This window comes from Alteripontixanthobacter maritimus (genome assembly GCF_003340475.1).
In the GTDB taxonomy this organism is placed as follows: Bacteria; Pseudomonadota; Alphaproteobacteria; order Sphingomonadales; family Sphingomonadaceae; genus Alteripontixanthobacter; species Alteripontixanthobacter maritimus.
The window spans coordinates 299,457-316,097 of sequence record NZ_QBKA01000002.1; the positions used below are offsets into that span (position 1 = coordinate 299,457).

Genomic DNA, 16,641 nt, shown 5'->3' on the forward strand with positions numbered 1-16,641 from the left:
ATTAAGCTTCAAAACCTGCTAATTGATATGTTGGTTTTCAATCCAGCAACAACACCGATATCCGCCGGTTGCGGGGGTCTGCCGGGTCGTCCTTTACCAAAAGCTCGCGGTCGGCCACGCCTTCGATGCGGTCGAAGCGGGTTTCGGGGATGGTTGTGGCGAGCATGGCCTGGCGGGTGGCTTCGGCGCGGCCGGTGCTTAGCGACCAGTTGTTGGCCACCACGCCCGGCTTCCACGGCAGCGCGTCGGTATGGCCGCGCACCACGATCTGCGCGGCGTCGTCCGAAATCACTTCGGCCACGGCGGTAATCAGCTCGCGCGCTTCGGGGACGAGGATCGTGGTGCCCAGCGCGAACATGGAAAACTCCGCATCGTCGACGAGGTCGATCCGCGTGCCTTCGGGCGTCCGCATCACGCGCACCTGCCGGGCGAGACGGCGCAGCCGCGCGGTCATCTCCAGCCGCTTTTCGATCTTCGCCTTCAGGTCGCGGTGGCGCTTGCCATCCTTGTCTGGCGCGGCATCTTCCTTCTGCGGGCCGCCTTGCGCGCCCTTTGGAATGGTCAGTTCGCGGTTGCCCGTCTGCCCGGCGCGGTGGGGGTAGCTGTCTGCGTCCACCATCGAACTGCCGCCCAGCATCCCGTCGGACCCGGCGCTTTCCTGCTTCAACTTGACGAGGGTGGGGGTAAAATAATCGGCGAGGCCCTTGCGCTGGTTCTCGGTCGTGGCGCCCAGCAGCCAGAGCATCAGGAAGAACGCCATCATCGCGGTGACGAAATCGGCATAGGCAACCTTCCACGCGCCGCCATGGTGGCCCGCCTCGGTCACGAAGACCTTCTTGACGATGATCGGGCGCACCGGCTCGGCGGGAGCGTCTGCGGGGGGTGACATGAGCGGGGCGCCCACGGCTTGCGATGCCATGTCAGCGGCCCCGCAGCGTGTCGAGCAGGTCGGTCAGCGGCGGGCGGTGCGCGGGCGGCAGACCACTGCGGGCGCTTTCCACCACCAGCGGCTGCGGATGGCCGTGCAGGCTGGCGATGATGACCTGCTTCACCGATTGGTAGATCTGGCTGTCATGCGCGTTTACCTGCTTCAGCCGGCCGGCCAGCGGGCCGACTATACCATAGGCGAGCAATACGCCCAGAAACGTGCCGACCAGCGCGGAACCGATCATCTTGCCCAATACTTCTGGCGGCTGGTCGATCGAACCCATGGTCTTCACGATGCCCAGCACGGCGGCCACAATGCCCAGCGCGGGCAGCGCGTCAGCCAGGTTCTGCAGGGCATGGGCAGGCTCCTCGATCTCGTGCAGCTGGGTGCGGATGGCATTGTCCATCACATCCTCGATCGCATGGGTGTCGAGCGTGCCGGAGCTTACCACGATCAGCGTCAGCGCGTCGCACACCAGATTGGTCAGCGCGGGCTGCGCCAGCAGGCGCGGATATTCAGCGAAGATGGCGGAGTTCTGCGGATCGGTCACATGGCTTTCCAGCGCCACGGGGCCTTCCGCGCGCTGGACTTTCATCAGGCGGCTGGTCAGCGCGATGGCGTCCACATGGTCCTGCCCCGAATACATCGGGCCCTTGAACACGCGGGCCACGCCGCGACCCAGACCCTTCAGTTCGTGCATGGAATTGCCCGCCACCAGCGCGCCGATGGCAGCGCCGCCGATGATGGTCATTTCGATAGGGATCGCGGCCATGACCGGCCCCAGCGCGCCGCCGCTCATGACGAAGCCCCCGAAAACGAGGACGAGGAGGATGACGATACCAGCGGCTGCAAACATGGTTCGGGGCTTTCGTAAAAGGGTCTGTGCGCGTCAGATCGCGTCGAACAAAGACAGGTTCTGCATCCGCACGAAGCTGGCCTGGCTGGCTTCCAGCACGGTCAGCGTCTGCTGCAATTCGGCGATGGCGGAGGTGAGGTCGGTGCCGCCGACATCGGCGCTGGCGCGGCTGCGGCTTTCAGAAAGCTGGTCCTGCCGGGTCTGGATGATCTCGATCCAGGCGGCACGCGCGCCCAGCACCGTTTGCGAACGGTTCACCTGCCCTAACGCTTCGTCCAGCCCGGCCAGCGCTCCGGTCGCGGCGGCGGCAGGGTCGGCGGATGAGCGCAGGGCAGCGGACAGGTCGGTCAGGAACGCGAATACATTGGTCTGGGTGCCGTTATCGTCGAAATTGGTGAAGGTCGGCCCGGTAATGCCGCGCGGGATGGCAATGTCGTCGCCCAGATCGAACTCGCCCGCTTGCGCAGTACCGTCGTAGAAGATCACGCCGCGCCCGTTCTCGCGGTAAGCGGGGCCGTCGGTTTCCCCGCCGAACAACGCACCGCCCGACAATCCGCGCGTGTTTACGGCGGCAAGCAGGCTTTGCTGCAACTGGTCGATCTCGTCCGCGATCACGCTGCGCTGCTGGGCACCGGTGGCTTCGCTCGATGCAAGAAGGGTGAGTTCGCGGATGCGGATCAGTTCGCCTGCGATATCGGACAGCGCATCGCCGCCGCGCGACAGCTCGTCCGCCGCGCGCGCCGTATTGGCGCTGTCGATGGAAGCCAGCCGGTCCGCTCTCCCCAGTCCGCGCAGCTGAGCTGCAGCGACCGGATCGTCGGACGAGCGTGCGATCCGCGTGCCTGTGCCGATGGACTGTTGCAGCTGTTCCGCCTGCCCGCGAAGCGAGGTCATGTCGGTAAGCGACCGGCGGAAAAACGCGGATGAGGAATTGATCGTGGGCAAGGTCATGATGGCATCCTTCAGCGAATGGCCAACAGCGTGTCGAAAATGTCGCTGGCAACCTGGATCACCCGGCCCGATGCCTGGAACGCCTGCTGGAACCGCAACAGGTTGGCAGCTTCACTATCGAGATCGACGCCGGTTTCCCGGGTGAGCGAGACTTGGGCCGTTTCGGCAATCGCGGACAGGGCCTCGCGGGTGACCGAACGTGCGGCGACGGCGCTTGAAACGCCGAACAGGATGGCGTCCGCCGTGCTGGCCGGACCGCTATTCGCGAGCGCCGCGCGCAGGGCCGCCAGATTGGCGGTGTTGCGGCTGTTCGCGCCTGCCGATGCGGGCGCGGTGGCAAGGCCGCTGCCATTGGTAAGCGACATTGCGAGCGTGGCTGCCGTACTGCCTGAAAACAGCGGCCGTCCGGCAGCGCCCGCGGGCGTGATGCCATCCGCCTGCGCGTCGTTTGCGGTTTGCGCAATATTCGCTGCCAATTCGTCGAGCTGAGTGGCCAGATCGCGCACCGCGGACAGGCCCTGGCCGGTTCCGGCCAGCCTGCCCGACACCGGAATGACGGCGGCGGGCGGGTCGGTGTCGATTTCGTACGCCAGCGTACCGTCCGGCAGGTCTGTCGCGGTGAGGGCGAAGGACGCGTTGCCCGACACTATTGCCGGTCCGCCGGCGTCGCCCAGGCGGACGTCCACGCGGCCCGTGGCATCGTAGGTTGCGGTTACGCCGATCCGCTGCGCCATGTCGGCCAGCAACGCGTCGCGCTGGTCGAGGAGGACCGCCCGGCTGCCGCTGCCGCTTTCAGCGCGAGTAAGCGCCACATTGGTACGGGCAAGGTCGCTTGCCAGCACGGTTACGCGGGCGGCATCGTCGTGAGCCGAGAAACGGGCTTCTTCGCTCACCGCTGCCAGCGATCCGGCCGCGATGTTCAACGTTCCGGACAGTGCGCGCGCGCTTTCCAGCACGGCCGCACGCAGAGACTGGTCGAGCGGATCGGAACCGAGGCCGGCAAGGCTGGCTTCGAATTCTACGATGGCGGGATAGACACCCGCTTGCTCGACAGAGGCCAGCGCTCCTGCAAGGCTGCGCAATTCGGAGTCTGCTCGCGCCAGATCGCTGCCGGTACGCCGGGCCTCGCTTTGCAGGAATACAGAGCTGGAGCGCTGGATGCTTTCAACGCGCACGCCCGACAGGGCCACGTTGGACCGGAAATCCGCGCCTCCGCTGGATGCCACTTCGCCGAGCTCGACCGTTCGGCGCGAATAGCCCTTGGTCGCGGCGTTGGCGATGTTCTGGCCGGTGGTTTCCAGCGCGCTACGCGCAGCCAGCGCGCCGCTTTTGCCGATCAAGAGGAGATTGCTGCTCATGTGGTGTCAGCCGCGAGAAGACCTGTGCTGGCGGCGGGCCGACCGGAAACGGTGTGATGCGCGGAAAGCTGGCGTTCGATCGCGTCGGCCAGGCCGAAGCTGCCGGTGCGGCTCGCGATGTCGGCCAGATGTTCGTCCTGCATTGCCTCGAACTGGTCGAGCCCCTGACCGCCGCCGGCGGAAAAGATATCGCTGCCGCCGAAATCGGATGCGCGAGCGCTGGCGAGGAACTGGCGTAGGAACACCGCTTCGAACGCCTGTGCAGCCTCGCGCAGCTGAGCGTTCTCCGCCGGTTTTTCGGCTGCGGCGGCATTCAAGGCGATAGCGGAAGGGGGGCCGATGGTGAGGGGACTGGCGATATTCACAGTACCACCATTTCGGCCTGCATCGCGCCCGCCTGCTTCAGCGCTTCGAGAATGACCACGAGGTCCGCCGCGCCCACACCCAGCATGTTCAGCGCATCGACCACTTCGGACAGGTTCGCCGCGCCGTCCATGCGGACCACGCGCGCTTCCTCGCGCTCGATGGAAATCTCGCTCGACTGTTCGATGGCGGTGCGGCCGTTTGCAAAGGGTTCGGGCTGGACCACGCGCGGGTCTTCCTCGATCCTGACAGTCAGGCGGCCATGGCTGATCGCGGCGGGCGACAGGCGGACCGCGCTGTTGATCACAACCGTGCCGGTGCGACTGTTGACGATGACTTTGGCCGCGCTTTCGGCAGGCGTCACTTCAATGCCTTCCAATCGGGCGAGCATGGCGGACCGGGCATCCCCGCCGAACGGCAGCACAAGGTCCAGCGTCACCCCGTCGACGATCGTCGCGGTGCCGGGAAACTCGATGTTGATCGCATTGCGCAGGCGCATGGCGGTCTGGAAATCGGCGGTGTGGAGGTTGAAGCGCAGTGTGCCGTGATCGCCGAAGCCGGTGCCGACCCCGCGTTCCACGGTCGCGCCGCCTGCGATCCGGCCCACGGTGGGCACATTGACCGAAACCTTGGAGCCATCGCGACCCGAAACGCCCAGTCCGCCGACTGCGAGGCTGCCCTGCGCCAGCGCATAGACTTCGCCGTCGGCGCCCTGCAGGCTGGTCAGGATCAGCGCTCCGCCGCGCAGCGATTTGGCTTTGCCCATGGTGCTGACGGTAACGTCGATCCGCTGGCCGGGTTTGGCAAAGGCGGGTAGTTCGGCAGTGATGATAACGGCAGCGGCGTTTTTCAGGCCCGGCGATACACCCGGCGGCAGGGGCATTCCCAGCCGCCCGGATACGCCGCGCATGGCCTGTGTAAGATAGGCAAGATTATCATCGCCCGTTCCGGCGAGGCCGACCACGATGCCATATCCGGTCAGCTGGTTGGCGCGCACGCCCTGAAAATTGCCAAGATCGCGCAGCCGCTCGGCATGGGCAGGGGTCGGGATGAGCATGGCGAAGAGCGCGAACAGCGCGGCGAATATGGGAAGGAGCGCGCGCATCAGAACGGACTCACGGCGCTGAAGAAACGGCTCAGCCAGCCGGGGCGGCTCGCCTGTTGCACCGCACCCTTGCCCGAATAGATGATCCGGGCGTCGGCCACGCGGGTGCTGGCGATGCGGTTGTCGTAATCCACGTCGGCCAGCCGGATGAGGCCAGCGAACTGGATCCATTCGTCCCCCTGGCTGAGCAACATTTGTTTCTCTCCTATGACGAGCGCGGTGCCGTTGGCGCGCACTTCGGCGATGGTCACGGCGACCGCGCCATCGAGCGAGCTGGATTGTCCGGCACTCCCCGTTCCCTTGAACGACCCCTGCGCCGCAGCTTTAAGGGCATCGGGATTGAGGAAATCGAGCGGGCCTGCGCCGGGCGGGGTGATGGAAACAGACCCGTCGCGGCTGGTCTGACCGTTCGTGCGCTTGTTCGTGCCGATGCTTTCGGTCAGCACCACAACCACCAGATCGCCCACGCGGCGGGCGCGATTGCCCTCGTGCAGGGCGGCATAGCCGTGCGCTGCCTGATAGATCGCGCCATCCGCCGACGGGCGCACCGCCGGGGGCGGGGCTGGTAGTGCCGCATGGAAACCGGGCGTGCGCGCCGGGCCGCCCATGCAGCCGGCCAGCGCAAGCGCGGCAGTGGATACGATGGCAAGTTTTAGTATGGTCATCAGGAGCCTCACAGGGAAATGGATCAAAGCGTCTGGTTGGCGTTGCGCAGCATCTCGTCGACCGCGCTGATCATCTTGGAATTGATCTCGTAAGCGCGCTGCGCCTCGATCATCTCGACCAGCTCCTCGACGACATTGACGTTCGACGCTTCGAGCATGCCCTGCCGCACCGATCCGCGTCCGTTCGTGCCAGCGACATCCAGTTCGGCGGCCCCGCTGGCGGCTGTCTCGACTAGGAAGTTCGACCCCTGGGCGCGAAGGCCGTTGGGATTGGCGAAAGTTGCGGTAGTCAGCTGGCCGAGTTCCGCCGGCGCGCTTTCGCCGGGCAGCACCGCGGTGACTGTGCCGTCCGGGCCGACCGTCACGGATTGCACGCCGGGCGGAATTTCGATGGCGGGCTGCACGGCGTAACCCTGCGGTGTGACCAGCTGGCCTTCGGCGCTCAAAGTGAAATTGCCCGCGCGGGTATAGCCAAGCTGGCCGCCGGGAAGCTCGACCTGGAAGAACCCGTCGCCGTCCAGCGCCAGGTCCAGCGCGTTGCCGGTGGTGTTCAGCGTACCCTGCGTGCCGATGCGGCTGGTGCCCTGCACGGCCACCCCGGTGCCGAGATTGAGGCCGACGGCATAGGCCGTCTCCCCGCTCGACCGCTGTCCGGCCACGCGCGTGTCCTGATAGGCCAGCGTCTCGAAATCGGCGCGGTCGCGCTTGAAGCCGGTAGTGCCGATATTGGCGAGATTGTGCGCGATCACCTGCATCCGGGTGTTCTGCGCTTCGAGGCCGGTTCGGGCTACGTGGAGGGCGGAGGTTGGCATAAGTGTGTCCTTCCTGCTTGCGTGTTAGCTGCGGAGCGACATCAGCCGGGTGGCCGAGGTGTCGAGTTCGCGCATGGTGGAAAAGAGTTTCGCCCGCTGTTCGAAGCTTCGCTGCGCCTCGATCATGTCGACCAGCGTCCCAGCGCTATCGACGTTGGACTGTTCGAGCGCACCGGAAGTGACTTCGGCCGTGGCGTCGGCAGGCAGCACGCCGCCGCCGACCACCCGCAGGAAGCCGGCCATGTCCTTCGCAATGGCCGAGCCTTGCGGGCTGGCGAGCTTGATCCGCGCGATTTCGGCAGGCGGTGCGTCGGGCGTGGCGGGATCGACGGCGAAGATCGCGCCATCCTTGGCAATGGAAAGTATCTGTCCGTTCGGCACCGTGATCGGGCCGGTCTGCCCCATCACCGGGCGACCGTCGCCGTTCTGCAGCACGCCGGTTACGCTCACGGACAGATCGCCTCGCCGGGAGTAAACTTCTGCGCCGTCCTCGGCCTGCAGCGCGATCAGCGCATCGCCCGACACTGCGATATCAAGCGGTTGGCCGGTGGGCACCACGCGGCCCGCGCTCATATCCGCGCCGCGCACGCCGCCTGCAGCCACCGATCGGGCTTCCAGCGCGTCCGACTTCACCGTCATGGGGGTGACGGCGAAGCTTTCGGCGCGGAAGCCCGGGGTGGACGCGTTGGCGAGATTGTTCGCCACCGCGCGCTGACGGTCCATCGCGGCGTCCATGCCGGACAGTGCAGTGTAGATCAGGCGGTCCACCTATCAGCTCCGCAGATTGATGATGGTCTGGGAAAGCTGGCTGGCGGTGTCGATGGCTTTCGCATTGGCCTGGAAGTTGCGCTGGGCGGTAATCAGCCCGACCATTTCTTCCGCCAGATTGACGTTCGATCGTTCCAGCGCGCCGGATCGCATCTCGCCAAACTGCCCCACGCCGGGCACGCCGAAGCTGGCCTGGCCGGAAACGCCGGTGGCTTCCCATTTGCTGCCGCCAACGGCTCGCAATCCGTTGGGCGAAAGGAAATTGGCAAGCGCCACCCGCCCGACGTCGGCGGTGGACCCGTCGGCATAGGCGGCGCGGACCATGCCGGTCACTTCCACCGTTACGCCCGATAATTCGGACCCGGCGGCGTTGACCGGCGGGATCTGCGCGTCGACCGTGGTGTTCGGATCGGTCACCGCGCCATTGGCGTCGGTTTCGAAGATCTGCAGCCTCTTGTCGGAAAAGTCGGTGACGAAGCCCGCGCCGTCCAGCTGGAAATTGCCGTTGCGCGAATATTTGATGTCCCCGCTTTCCTCGTTGCGGGTGGCGAAGAAGCCGTCCCCGTCGATCGCAACGTCCAGGCTGCGGCCGGTCTGTTCCACCGCGCCAAGGCTGAAATCCTGGTTGATCGAGGTTACGGTGGAGCCGATCCCGCGCGTCATGCGGGGATCGCCGGACGAACCGTTGGATACGATATCGGCGAATTCCACGCTCGATTTCTTGAATCCGGTGGTCTCGGCATTGGCGATGTTGTGCGCCACTACGCCGAGATCGGTCTCAGCGTTTCTGAGGCCGCTCAATGAAGTGTAGAATGAGGTCATGGGGTAGGCTCCTGCGTCGTGGTTGGCATTGTGGAATTGGCCCGGGTCTGGGCGGCAATCAGCGCGTCCAGCTTGGCGGCGATATCGCCTAGAGTGACGTTGGTTTCGGCGGTTCCGGCAAGCGAGGAGAACTGCGCCATCTGCGCCAGCATTTCCTTGTTATCGACCGGATCGAACGGGTCCTGCTGCTGCAATTGCGCCACCATCAGGGTGAGGAAATCACCCTGACCCAGCGCGCCGAAGCCGGCGTCCGATTTGGGGCCGACGGGGCCGGACCGGGCGGCATTGACCGCGTCGATGGAGCGCCGGATTTCCGGCGACAATGCGGGTGTTGAACCTATGTCCATGATTACGTCATCCTCGCTGTATTGTTCACGCTATTTCATGCGCATCGTGTCGAGCATCAGTTGCTTGGCGGTCTGCATCGCCTCGACCAGGTTCTGGTATTGGCGGGCGGATTCCATCATCTCGACCATCTCGGCGGTTTCGCTGACTGGGCTGGCCCAGATATCGCCGTTTGCGTCGGCCAGCGGATGGCCGGGTTCGTGGCGTTTGACAGGCGCGACATCGGCGCGCGTGACAGACTGCACAGACACAGAGGAAAGCCCGGTGCGGCGGTCGGAATCTTCGGCGAACACGGCGCGCAAGGGGCGGTAGGCCTCCTCCTCGCTGCCGGCGACGGACCCTGCATTGGCAAGGTTTGACGCAGCAGCATTCATGCGCACCATCTGCGCGGACATGCCGCGCTGAACGACGTTGAAGATGTTGGTGGGCGGCGCGGAAACAGGCACGATCAGTCCCCCTTCAGCGCGCGTTTGATATTGTTCACGCGCCCTTCGAGGAAGGACAGCGTGGCCGAATAGGCGACCGCATTTTCGGCAAAGGCCATCTGTTCGTTGGCGAGTTCCACGGTGTTGCCGTCCATCGTCGCCATGACCGGTACGCGGTAACGGGTGGCGGCATCGGTGGAGCGGGCAACGTCAGCCCCCGCGACGCGCGCATCCAGTGCGGCGGCGAAGTCGATATCCTTCGCCTTGTAACCGGGCGTGGCGGCATTGGCGATGTTGGATGTCAGCATCCCCATCCGCTGCGACCGCAATTCCAGGGCCGCGCCGTGGATGCCGAACAATCTGTCACTCATCGCGTATCTCCTGTGGTTACGGGTCCGCTGATTGAAAGCGGGCGGCGTGGGTCGTCGCGTGAATGGTAAGCAAAGGGCGTGCCAGTTTTGCCGGAAGGACGCACCTGTGCGGGTTTGCGGGCGATAAGAGGATCGAGCGAGAAGCGGGCGGCAGATCGGGCGGCAAGCGTTTGCCGCCCCCGGCAGGAAAACGCCGCCCGGTTGGTTGATGGGCTTAAACCCGGCGCGTGATGTCCGTTCTGGACTGCATGGATATTCCCCGAACAGGATTTGCCCGATGAACTGGCCTGCGCTGGTCGATCCGCTCAGCGCGGCGCTGGTGCTGGGCGGCACGCTGCTCGCCGTGCTGCTGCGCTGCGGTCCGGGTGACATCGCCGCGCTGTGGCGCGAACTGGCGAAGACCCGGCGGACCCGCTTCGATTATACCGCGACCCGCGCCGCGCTTGCGCCGCAGGTGGAGGCGATCCGGCACGACGGCATCTTGCGCGCGCCGCCCTGTACGGTGGCCGATAGCGAGATTGCCGAGGCCACCGATGCGCTGGTCCACGACCGATCGCTTGGCGCGCTGCTGGCAACCCATCAACGCTATATCAAGCGGCGGCAACAGGCGCGCGATGCGGCGTTGCGGGTGGTCGGGCAGGCGGGCGATCTCGCTCCCGTATTCGGATTGGCGGGCACGCTGTTCGCGTTGAGCCAGATGCCAGCTGAGGGCCTAAGCACGGGAACAGGGGGCGGGCCGGACGGCGTGGCCCTGATGGCAACCGTCGCGACAGCTGTGTTGACCACGCTGTACGGCCTGCTCGCCGCGCATCTCCTGTTCTATCCGCTCGCCCGGATGCTGGAACGGCGCGGGGAACGCGAGGAAGCTGCCCGCCAGCAATTGATCGACTGGCTGGCGGAGCAGACGGCTCCGGCCCTGACGCCGCATCCGGCAAGCGGGGCGGTTCCGCAGCCGCAAGCTGACCGAGCGGCAGCGCTTACTCCGATGGGCGATGCGGCATGAGTATGCCAGGCGGTCAGAACTGGCAGGTGTTGCTGGCGGATTTGTCGCTGATCCTGTTCCTGTCCACCGCCACTGCGTTGGCCGGCGAAAGGAGCGGGGCGGTAGCACCCTTGAAGCAGACAATTGCCCCGCCTGCACCGCATCTCGTTTCCGGGGATCCGGCGGCGGTCTATCGCGCGTCTCTCGATGCGCCGCCCTTTGCCGACTGGTTGGCGATGCAGCAGCGCGACCCGCGCGAGCGGCTGACTATCACCGGCAGTTACACGCCCGCCACGCAGGAACAGGCATGGGCGGCGGCAGGCGCGATGGCGCGCAGCGCGCAGGCGCAGGGCCATGCCAGCCGGATCGTGCTGCGGCCTGCCGGACATTACACTGTGGCGGCAGTGTTCTCCTTCGATGCCGATCCCGAAGAGGCGGGGGCGGCGCATGGGCTGCAACTGGCGGCGGCTCCACATGCTGCGGCTTTAAATATGGCACAGCCCTTGCAGGCACTGCGGGACTAGCCGTTCCCGTTGGAGAAACCGCAATGTCCCGCATTATAACTGTCAGCCTTGCCGCTTTAGGCCTGCTATCCGCGCCGCTCGCCGCCCCGCTCAGCGCGCAATCGGGCTTTACCGATCCGGCCGCGATCGATGCGGCGGTGGCAAGCTTTACCGGCGCGCCGATCGGTGCGCTTGGCGGTGCGAAAGACCCCGTCGATCGCCGCTTGCGGCTGGCCCGGTGCAGCAGCGCGCCCACGCTTGACTGGCATACGCCGCGCCGCGATACCGTGCGCGTGGAATGCCCGGACCCGCGCGGCTGGCGCATCTTCGTGGCCGTCACCGGGGGCAGCAACGGCGCGGCCCAGCGTCCCGGTGCGGCCCGCAGCATTGCCGCCCGCGACGAGCCCGTCGTCAAGCGCGGCGAAGTGGTGACCATGACCATCAAGGGGCGCGGTTTTTCCATCAGCCGCCAGGGTGAGGCGCTGGAGGACGGCATGGCGGGCAACTGGATCCGCGTGCGGCCCACCGCTGCTGCCGGGCGCCGGACCACCGGCAACCGCGACGAAATGCGCGGCCGGATCGTGCGCCCCGGATTGCTGGAAATCCCGCTCGGGTAATCAGCGTGTTGAAACCACGCGCAATTTTATTGCTTAAGTTTTCGCAATCGCTGCCGTTCTAGGGTTTGAAACCTGAAACCCATACCGTTCAAGGAGAACGATGATGTCGTCCTTCGACATGACCAAGATAACCGCCTCGCTCCCTATCCGTGATCCGGGCGGCCAGCCCGCAGCACCGCGCCCAGATACGGCAACCAACCACGCCCGCAGCGATGATGGCGGCGTGACGGTCGAAGCCTCGGTCGGTCTGAGCGCAAGCCAGCCGCCGGTCGATGGCGACCGCGTGGCACAGATCCGAAGCGCGCTGCAGCAAGGCAATTACCCGATCCTTCCCACCGAAATCGCCGACGCCGTTATCGCGGCCAAGCTGATGCTGAGTTCCGGAGAGTGACCATGGAATCCCCCGCGTCCCAAACTGGCAATGCGAACGCGCCCGCCACGCTGAACGACAATCTCCGGCAGATGGTTGCCGCCTTGGAAGCGGAGCGGCAGTCGCTTGCCGGACTAGACCGCGACGGGATCACCAGCGCGGCGGACCGCAAGGATTTGCTTTGCAGCGTGCTAGCAGGCGCAATTCCCGGCTCGCTGGACGAGGAAGGGCGCGCCTTGGTGCGGGCCGCCGCCCAGAAAAACGAGACCAACCGCCGCATTCGCAACCTGCTGGCCACCAATGTGGCCGCGCGGCTGGATGCGCTGTCGGGCAGCCCCGGGCTGTATACCTCGCCAAACGCCGCAATGGTGCTCCAGCGCGCCTGACCTTAATTTGGCATGATGCTTGCTGAACCCCTCGCAGGCCCCATCCGGGGCGATGCAGGGGATGCCACTCGTGAGCGAAGCCAGTTTCATGGGATTGTTGGGAACACCGCCCATTCGTGGAGCGGTTTTCGGCCGTAACGCCGGGTCGCCTGTCTCCTCCGCCACATCCGCACCTGCGCCGTCGCCCGCGCCCGCTTCGCCAACGCGCGATGCCATCGCCCGCGCCGCCAACCGGACGGGAATGGATTTCGACTACCTGCTGGCGCAGGCGAAGCTGGAATCCAGCCTCGACCCAAGCGCCAAGGCGCGCACATCCAGCGCATCGGGCCTGTACCAGTTCATCGACAGCACCTGGCTGGAAACGTTGGGCCGCCATGGCGAGCGGCTGGGGCTGGGCAATATGTCTTCGGCCATCGACACCAGTTCGGGCCGCGCCCGCGTTGCCGATCCGTCGCAGCGTGCCTCCATCATGGCGCTGCGCTTCGATCCGCAGGCATCCGCACTGATGGCGGGCGCGCTGGCGTCGGACAACCGCGCCGCGCTGACGCCGGTGCTGGGCCGCGAACCGGGGCCGAGCGAGCTGTATGTCGCGCATTTCCTGGGTGCGGGCGGGGCGTCGCAATTCTTCCAAACGCTGCGCGAGTCGCCCGATACATCTGCTGCCGCCATCCTGCCACGCCCAGCCGCCGCCAATCGCGGTATCTTCTACGAACGCAGCGGTGCGCCGCGTTCGGTCGGCGAGGTGATGCAGCTGTTCGAGGCGAAGATCACCCGCGCGATGGAGGGCAAACCCGCGCCCGCATTCGCCGCGCAAACGCTCGGTTCTGGCCCGGTGCCCACCAGCCTGCCGCAGGAGTTCGCCGTGGCGCAGGCTGAAGCGCGCGGCACGCGGACCAGCGCATCGGACGTTGGCAATTACACCCCCCGCCGCGCTGCGCTCACGCCACCTGACGCGCCCGAGCCGGCGGGCAGACGCGCGATGTCCGACATTCTCGCCGACAGCTTCGGCAGTTCCGCAAGCACCTTCTCCCCCGCCGCACAGGCCCGCACCGCGCGCGCTTACGGCCAGATCAAGGCGTTCGGGCTTTGAGCAATCTTCAGACCCTCACAGCGCGATTCGGCCCTAGTATCGGCGCCGCGCCCGCCGCACTGGCCATGCCGCTGGGTATCCTCGCGCTCATCACGCTGATGGTGCTGCCGATCCCGTCGATCATGCTGGATGCGTTTTTCGTGCTCAACATCGCGCTGAGCATCGCCATCCTGATGGCGGCCTTGAACGCCACCAAGCCGCTCGATTTCAGCGCCTTTCCATCCGTGCTGCTGTTCGCGACCCTGCTCAGGCTGGCGCTTAACGTCGCCTCCACCCGCATCGTGCTGGTCGAAGGCCACAAGGGCGGCGCGGCGGCGGGGCAGGTGATCGAAAGCTTCGGCGCGTTCCTGGTCGATGGCAATTTCGCGGTCGGCCTGTTCGTCTTCATCATCCTCCTCATCATCAACCTCGTGGTGGTGACGAAGGGTGCAGGGCGCGTTTCGGAAGTCTCCGCCCGCTTCACGCTCGATGCGTTGCCGGGCAAGCAAATGGCAATCGACGCTGATATTGCCGCTGGGCTGATGACGGCGGAAGAAGCGCGCGCCCGCCGCATCGAAGTATCCACCGAAGCCGATTTCTACGGCGCGATGGATGGTACGTCCAAATTCGTGAAGGGCGATGCGATTGCCGCCATGCTGATCCTGGGCGTGAACCTGATTGCGGGCTTCGCGCTGGGGATGCTCAGCCACGATCTGACCGCGGGCGAAGCGGCGGAATTTTACGTTACGCTGGCCGTGGGCGACGCGCTGGTGGCGCAGGTTCCCGCGCTGCTGTTGTCAATCGCGGCAGCCGCCATCGTCACTCGCGTATCCGACACCCGCAATCTGGTAGGGCAGATCGGCGGACAGTTTTCCGATCCACGCGCCTGGTTGCCGGTCGGCGTGGTGCTCGGCGCGCTGGGCCTGATCCCGGCCATGCCGCAAACCGTGTTCCTGCCCGCCGCAGGCCTGGTGTTCTGGCTGGTCTGGCATCTCCGCCGCAAGGCCAATACGCCGGCGGAGGTCGAAGCCGCGCCGGAGCCGGTGGACGCGGAAAAGATCGCCATCGAGGATGTATGCGACCACACGCTCGTAACTATCGAACTGGGCTACGGCCTCGTCCATCTGGTGGACAAGGCGAAAAGCGCTCCGCTGGTTGCTCGGATTACAGGGGTGCGCAAGCAGCTTTCCCAAGGCTTTGGCTTCGTGGTGCCGCGTTTCCGCGTGCGCGATTCGCTCGACCTGCCGGCCAATGACTACCGCATCGTGCTGGGCGGTGTGACAGTCGGCGGCGCGTCGCTGAAACCCGCGCAGGTGCTGGCCATCGACACCGGCGAGGTGGGCGGACGGACGAGTTTGCATGGCCAAGCCGCAGTCGATCCCAGCTTCGGCTGTCCCGGCCTGTGGATCCCGCCCGAACAGCGCGAAACGGCGGTGGCGGAAGGCTATCTGGTGGTCGATCCCAGCACCATTGTCGCCACGCATCTCAACCAGCTTCTGTCGACCCGCGGCGAGGCGATGTTGGGGCCGGAGGAAGTGCGCGGCATCCTGGACGCGGTGAAGGACCGAGCGCCGGGCCTGGTCGAGGCGGTTCATCCCGATCCGCTGTCGCTTGCCGCGCTGACACGGCTGCTGCGCGGAATGCTGGCCGATGGCATACCGCTCGGCCATCCGCTCCCGATCCTGTCGAGCATTGCGCTGGGCCTGCAACAGACGCAGGACTTCGACGCGCTGGTGGACCGGGTCCGCGCCGATCTGGGCGCGCTTCTGGTGGCGCAGGTCTGCCCGCCGGACACCCCGTTACCCGTGGTCACGCTCGATGCATCGCTGGAAGCGGCGATCCTCGGCGGCATGATCGATCCCACCACCGGACAGCCGCTGATCGAACCCGATTGCGCGCGCATGATCGGGGACCGCGTTGCCGAAATGGTTGAAGCGAGCGCGGGCGGCCCGCTGGCCATGATCGTTCAGCCGCCCGTGCGCCGCCCGGTCGCCCGCCTGCTGCGCCAGCGCGCGCCCGGCTGTCTGGTGCTCAGCATCACCGAATTGCCCGCCGCGCAGCCGGTGGAAGTGGCGGCAATCATCGGCACGCCTGAATTGACCCCGCCCAATACCGGGACATCAGAACCGCTGGAGGCCTTGGCTTGAAGCACGAACAATCACAATTCATCCGGCCCCCATCGGACCGGCCCACCCCTGCCAAGGCCGCCTACACCGCAAGCAGCGCCGACGCCGCATTGGTCGAGGACCGCGTGCGAAGGTTCCTCCCCATGGTACGCCGCGCGGCCTGGCATATCTACGGAAATGGCCGCGATGGGCTGGAAGTGGAGGATCTGGTCCAGGCAGGCCTGATTGCGCTCACTGAATGCGCGCGCCGTCATGATGCGCCTACGGAAGATGGCTTTGCTGCCTACGCCAAAATTCGCGTGCGCGGGGCGATGTTCGATATCGTTCGAAAGTTGCTGCCCGATGGCCGGACCGCTGCGCGCCGCCGCCGTATTATCGCCGATGCTCGCGCAAGGCTCGAATTGCAGCTCGGGCGGGCACCGGATGTGGCCGAACTCGCCGCGCAAAGCGGATTGAGCGAGGCGGATGTGATCCTGCATGATGGTGCCGCAACCCATCTCGTACAGCTGGACGGAGCCTATGATGACAGCAGCGAAGCCTTTGCCGATGACACGCCAGACCCCTTCGCGCTGCTGGCCGAGATCGAGGATTCGAGCCGGCTGGCCGGGGCCATCGCCGCCTTGCCGGACCGGCTGAAACTGGTGCTGCAACTGTATTTCGTGGAAGAATTGAATCTTGCCGAAATCGCCGAAGTGCTGGAAGTGAGCGTGCCGCGCGTTCACCAGATCAAGGCGCAGGCGCTGAAAGCCGCGCGCGATCTGCTGGAAGACGGGTAGGGCGAAGCTGGCCTTCATGGCGACAACAATTTCTAAGTGATAT

21 protein-coding genes are annotated in these 16,641 nt (G+C 65.9%); 8 read left to right on the forward strand and 13 right to left on the reverse strand.

Translation table 11 applies throughout. The annotated features are described in order from the left end of the window. Positions 1 to 37: 37 nt before the first annotated feature. The 13 genes from HME9302_RS01595 to flgB are packed head-to-tail and all read right to left on the reverse strand — an operon-like array spanning position 38 to position 9,769. Entirely contained in the window at positions 38 to 889 is an 852-nt protein-coding gene (locus HME9302_RS01595) for a flagellar motor protein MotB (RefSeq protein WP_115365555.1), read from the reverse strand. Positions 890 to 920: 31 nt separating this feature from the next. Further along, the gene (motA, locus tag HME9302_RS01600; protein WP_115365556.1) at positions 921 to 1,784 is read right to left on the reverse strand and encodes a flagellar motor stator protein MotA; all 864 of its coding nucleotides are present in this window, start codon (positions 1,782 to 1,784) and stop codon (positions 921 to 923) included. Positions 1,785 to 1,817: 33 nt separating this feature from the next. After that, on the reverse strand, positions 1,818 to 2,735 hold the full coding sequence (locus HME9302_RS01605; protein WP_115365557.1) for a flagellin N-terminal helical domain-containing protein: 918 nt from the start codon (positions 2,733 to 2,735) through the stop codon (positions 1,818 to 1,820). 11 nt (positions 2,736 to 2,746) lie between these two features. After that, positions 2,747 to 4,093: a flagellar hook-associated protein FlgK gene (gene flgK / locus HME9302_RS01610; protein ID WP_115365558.1), complete on the reverse strand. Its 1,347-nt coding sequence runs from the start codon at positions 4,091 to 4,093 to the stop codon at positions 2,747 to 2,749. Beyond that, complete coding sequence (locus tag HME9302_RS01615; protein ID WP_230079827.1) at positions 4,090 to 4,458, reverse strand: rod-binding protein; 369 nt, start codon at positions 4,456 to 4,458, stop codon at positions 4,090 to 4,092. The genes flgK and HME9302_RS01615 overlap by 4 nt, the downstream gene beginning before the upstream one ends. Continuing rightward, complete coding sequence (locus HME9302_RS01620) at positions 4,455 to 5,561, reverse strand: flagellar basal body P-ring protein FlgI (protein ID WP_115365559.1); 1,107 nt, start codon at positions 5,559 to 5,561, stop codon at positions 4,455 to 4,457. The genes HME9302_RS01615 and HME9302_RS01620 overlap by 4 nt, the downstream gene beginning before the upstream one ends. Beyond that, complete coding sequence (locus HME9302_RS01625; RefSeq protein ID WP_115365560.1) at positions 5,561 to 6,226, reverse strand: flagellar basal body L-ring protein FlgH; 666 nt, start codon at positions 6,224 to 6,226, stop codon at positions 5,561 to 5,563. Before HME9302_RS01625 ends, HME9302_RS01620 begins: the two co-directional genes overlap by 1 nt. 23 nt (positions 6,227 to 6,249) lie before the next feature. Next, complete coding sequence (flgG, locus tag HME9302_RS01630; protein WP_115365561.1) at positions 6,250 to 7,038, reverse strand: flagellar basal-body rod protein FlgG; 789 nt, start codon at positions 7,036 to 7,038, stop codon at positions 6,250 to 6,252. A 24-nt stretch (positions 7,039 to 7,062) separates the two neighbouring features. Continuing rightward, the gene (locus HME9302_RS01635; protein ID WP_115365562.1) at positions 7,063 to 7,806 is read right to left on the reverse strand and encodes a flagellar basal body rod protein FlgF; all 744 of its coding nucleotides are present in this window, start codon (positions 7,804 to 7,806) and stop codon (positions 7,063 to 7,065) included. 3 nt (positions 7,807 to 7,809) lie between these two features. Further along, positions 7,810 to 8,628 (reverse strand): flagellar hook-basal body complex protein, encoded by an 819-nt coding sequence (locus HME9302_RS01640; RefSeq protein WP_115365563.1) that lies wholly within the window; start codon positions 8,626 to 8,628, stop codon positions 7,810 to 7,812. After that, a complete protein-coding gene (locus tag HME9302_RS01645) occupies positions 8,625 to 8,975 on the reverse strand; it encodes a flagellar hook assembly protein FlgD (RefSeq protein WP_115365564.1) in 351 nt (116 codons plus the stop codon). Before HME9302_RS01645 ends, HME9302_RS01640 begins: the two co-directional genes overlap by 4 nt. Positions 8,976 to 9,005: 30 nt before the next feature. Continuing rightward, positions 9,006 to 9,419: a flagellar basal body rod protein FlgC gene (flgC, locus tag HME9302_RS01650; RefSeq protein WP_407641303.1), complete on the reverse strand. Its 414-nt coding sequence runs from the start codon at positions 9,417 to 9,419 to the stop codon at positions 9,006 to 9,008. A 2-nt stretch (positions 9,420 to 9,421) separates the two neighbouring features. Beyond that, on the reverse strand, positions 9,422 to 9,769 hold the full coding sequence (flgB, locus tag HME9302_RS01655; protein WP_115365566.1) for a flagellar basal body rod protein FlgB: 348 nt from the start codon (positions 9,767 to 9,769) through the stop codon (positions 9,422 to 9,424). A gap of 277 nt (positions 9,770 to 10,046) precedes the next feature. Between flgB and HME9302_RS01660 the strand changes: the two genes are divergently transcribed. From HME9302_RS01660 to HME9302_RS01695, 8 genes are all read left to right on the forward strand, one after another. Further along, entirely contained in the window at positions 10,047 to 10,772 is a 726-nt protein-coding gene (locus tag HME9302_RS01660; protein ID WP_181815648.1) for a MotA/TolQ/ExbB proton channel family protein, read from the forward strand. Next, positions 10,769 to 11,275, forward strand: a complete 507-nt coding sequence (locus tag HME9302_RS01665; RefSeq protein ID WP_147270743.1) for a hypothetical protein — start codon at positions 10,769 to 10,771, stop codon at positions 11,273 to 11,275. The genes HME9302_RS01660 and HME9302_RS01665 overlap by 4 nt, the downstream gene beginning before the upstream one ends. A gap of 23 nt (positions 11,276 to 11,298) precedes the next feature. Beyond that, positions 11,299 to 11,871, forward strand: coding sequence for a flagella basal body P-ring formation protein FlgA (locus HME9302_RS01670; protein ID WP_115365569.1), 573 nt, complete (start codon positions 11,299 to 11,301; stop codon positions 11,869 to 11,871). Positions 11,872 to 11,974: 103 nt separating this feature from the next. Further along, positions 11,975 to 12,262, forward strand: a complete 288-nt coding sequence (locus tag HME9302_RS01675; protein WP_230079828.1) for a flagellar biosynthesis anti-sigma factor FlgM — start codon at positions 11,975 to 11,977, stop codon at positions 12,260 to 12,262. Positions 12,263 to 12,264: 2 nt separating this feature from the next. Then, a complete protein-coding gene (locus HME9302_RS01680; RefSeq protein WP_230079829.1) occupies positions 12,265 to 12,627 on the forward strand; it encodes a flagellar protein FlgN in 363 nt (120 codons plus the stop codon). Positions 12,628 to 12,697: 70 nt separating this feature from the next. Then, a complete protein-coding gene (locus HME9302_RS01685; protein WP_230079830.1) occupies positions 12,698 to 13,717 on the forward strand; it encodes a lysozyme family protein in 1,020 nt (339 codons plus the stop codon). Between the two features lie 65 nt (positions 13,718 to 13,782). Continuing rightward, positions 13,783 to 15,843 carry a flagellar biosynthesis protein FlhA gene (locus HME9302_RS01690; RefSeq protein WP_115367391.1) on the forward strand — a complete coding sequence of 687 codons (2,061 nt, stop codon included), beginning with the start codon at positions 13,783 to 13,785 and terminating at the stop codon, positions 15,841 to 15,843. Beyond that, positions 15,840 to 16,598, forward strand: a complete 759-nt coding sequence (locus HME9302_RS01695) for a sigma-70 family RNA polymerase sigma factor (protein WP_230079831.1) — start codon at positions 15,840 to 15,842, stop codon at positions 16,596 to 16,598. The genes HME9302_RS01690 and HME9302_RS01695 overlap by 4 nt, the downstream gene beginning before the upstream one ends. Positions 16,599 to 16,641 lie beyond the last annotated feature (43 nt).

Bases quoted from the DNA above. Each gene is read 5' to 3' on its own strand.
- HME9302_RS01645 (WP_115365564.1), bottom strand. From the start codon at position 8,975: ATGGACATAGGTTCAACACCCGCATTGTCGCCGGAAATCCGGCGCTCC.
- flgK (WP_115365558.1), bottom strand. From the start codon at position 4,093: ATGAGCAGCAATCTCCTCTTGATCGGCAAAAGCGGCGCGCTGGCTGCG.
- HME9302_RS01620 (WP_115365559.1), bottom strand. From the start codon at position 5,561: ATGCGCGCGCTCCTTCCCATATTCGCCGCGCTGTTCGCGCTCTTCGCC.
- HME9302_RS01625 (WP_115365560.1), bottom strand. From the start codon at position 6,226: ATGACCATACTAAAACTTGCCATCGTATCCACTGCCGCGCTTGCGCTG.
- HME9302_RS01690 (WP_115367391.1), top strand. From the start codon at position 13,783: ATGCCGCTGGGTATCCTCGCGCTCATCACGCTGATGGTGCTGCCGATC.
- HME9302_RS01670 (WP_115365569.1), top strand. From the start codon at position 11,299: ATGTCCCGCATTATAACTGTCAGCCTTGCCGCTTTAGGCCTGCTATCC.
- HME9302_RS01680 (WP_230079829.1), top strand. From the start codon at position 12,265: ATGGAATCCCCCGCGTCCCAAACTGGCAATGCGAACGCGCCCGCCACG.
- HME9302_RS01640 (WP_115365563.1), bottom strand. From the start codon at position 8,628: ATGACCTCATTCTACACTTCATTGAGCGGCCTCAGAAACGCTGAGACC.
- flgB (WP_115365566.1), bottom strand. From the start codon at position 9,769: ATGAGTGACAGATTGTTCGGCATCCACGGCGCGGCCCTGGAATTGCGG.
- HME9302_RS01665 (WP_147270743.1), top strand. From the start codon at position 10,769: ATGAGTATGCCAGGCGGTCAGAACTGGCAGGTGTTGCTGGCGGATTTG.
- HME9302_RS01660 (WP_181815648.1), top strand. From the start codon at position 10,047: ATGAACTGGCCTGCGCTGGTCGATCCGCTCAGCGCGGCGCTGGTGCTG.
- motA (WP_115365556.1), bottom strand. From the start codon at position 1,784: ATGTTTGCAGCCGCTGGTATCGTCATCCTCCTCGTCCTCGTTTTCGGG.
- HME9302_RS01675 (WP_230079828.1), top strand. From the start codon at position 11,975: ATGTCGTCCTTCGACATGACCAAGATAACCGCCTCGCTCCCTATCCGT.
- flgG (WP_115365561.1), bottom strand. From the start codon at position 7,038: ATGCCAACCTCCGCCCTCCACGTAGCCCGAACCGGCCTCGAAGCGCAG.
- HME9302_RS01605 (WP_115365557.1), bottom strand. From the start codon at position 2,735: ATGACCTTGCCCACGATCAATTCCTCATCCGCGTTTTTCCGCCGGTCG.
- HME9302_RS01595 (WP_115365555.1), bottom strand. From the start codon at position 889: ATGTCACCCCCCGCAGACGCTCCCGCCGAGCCGGTGCGCCCGATCATC.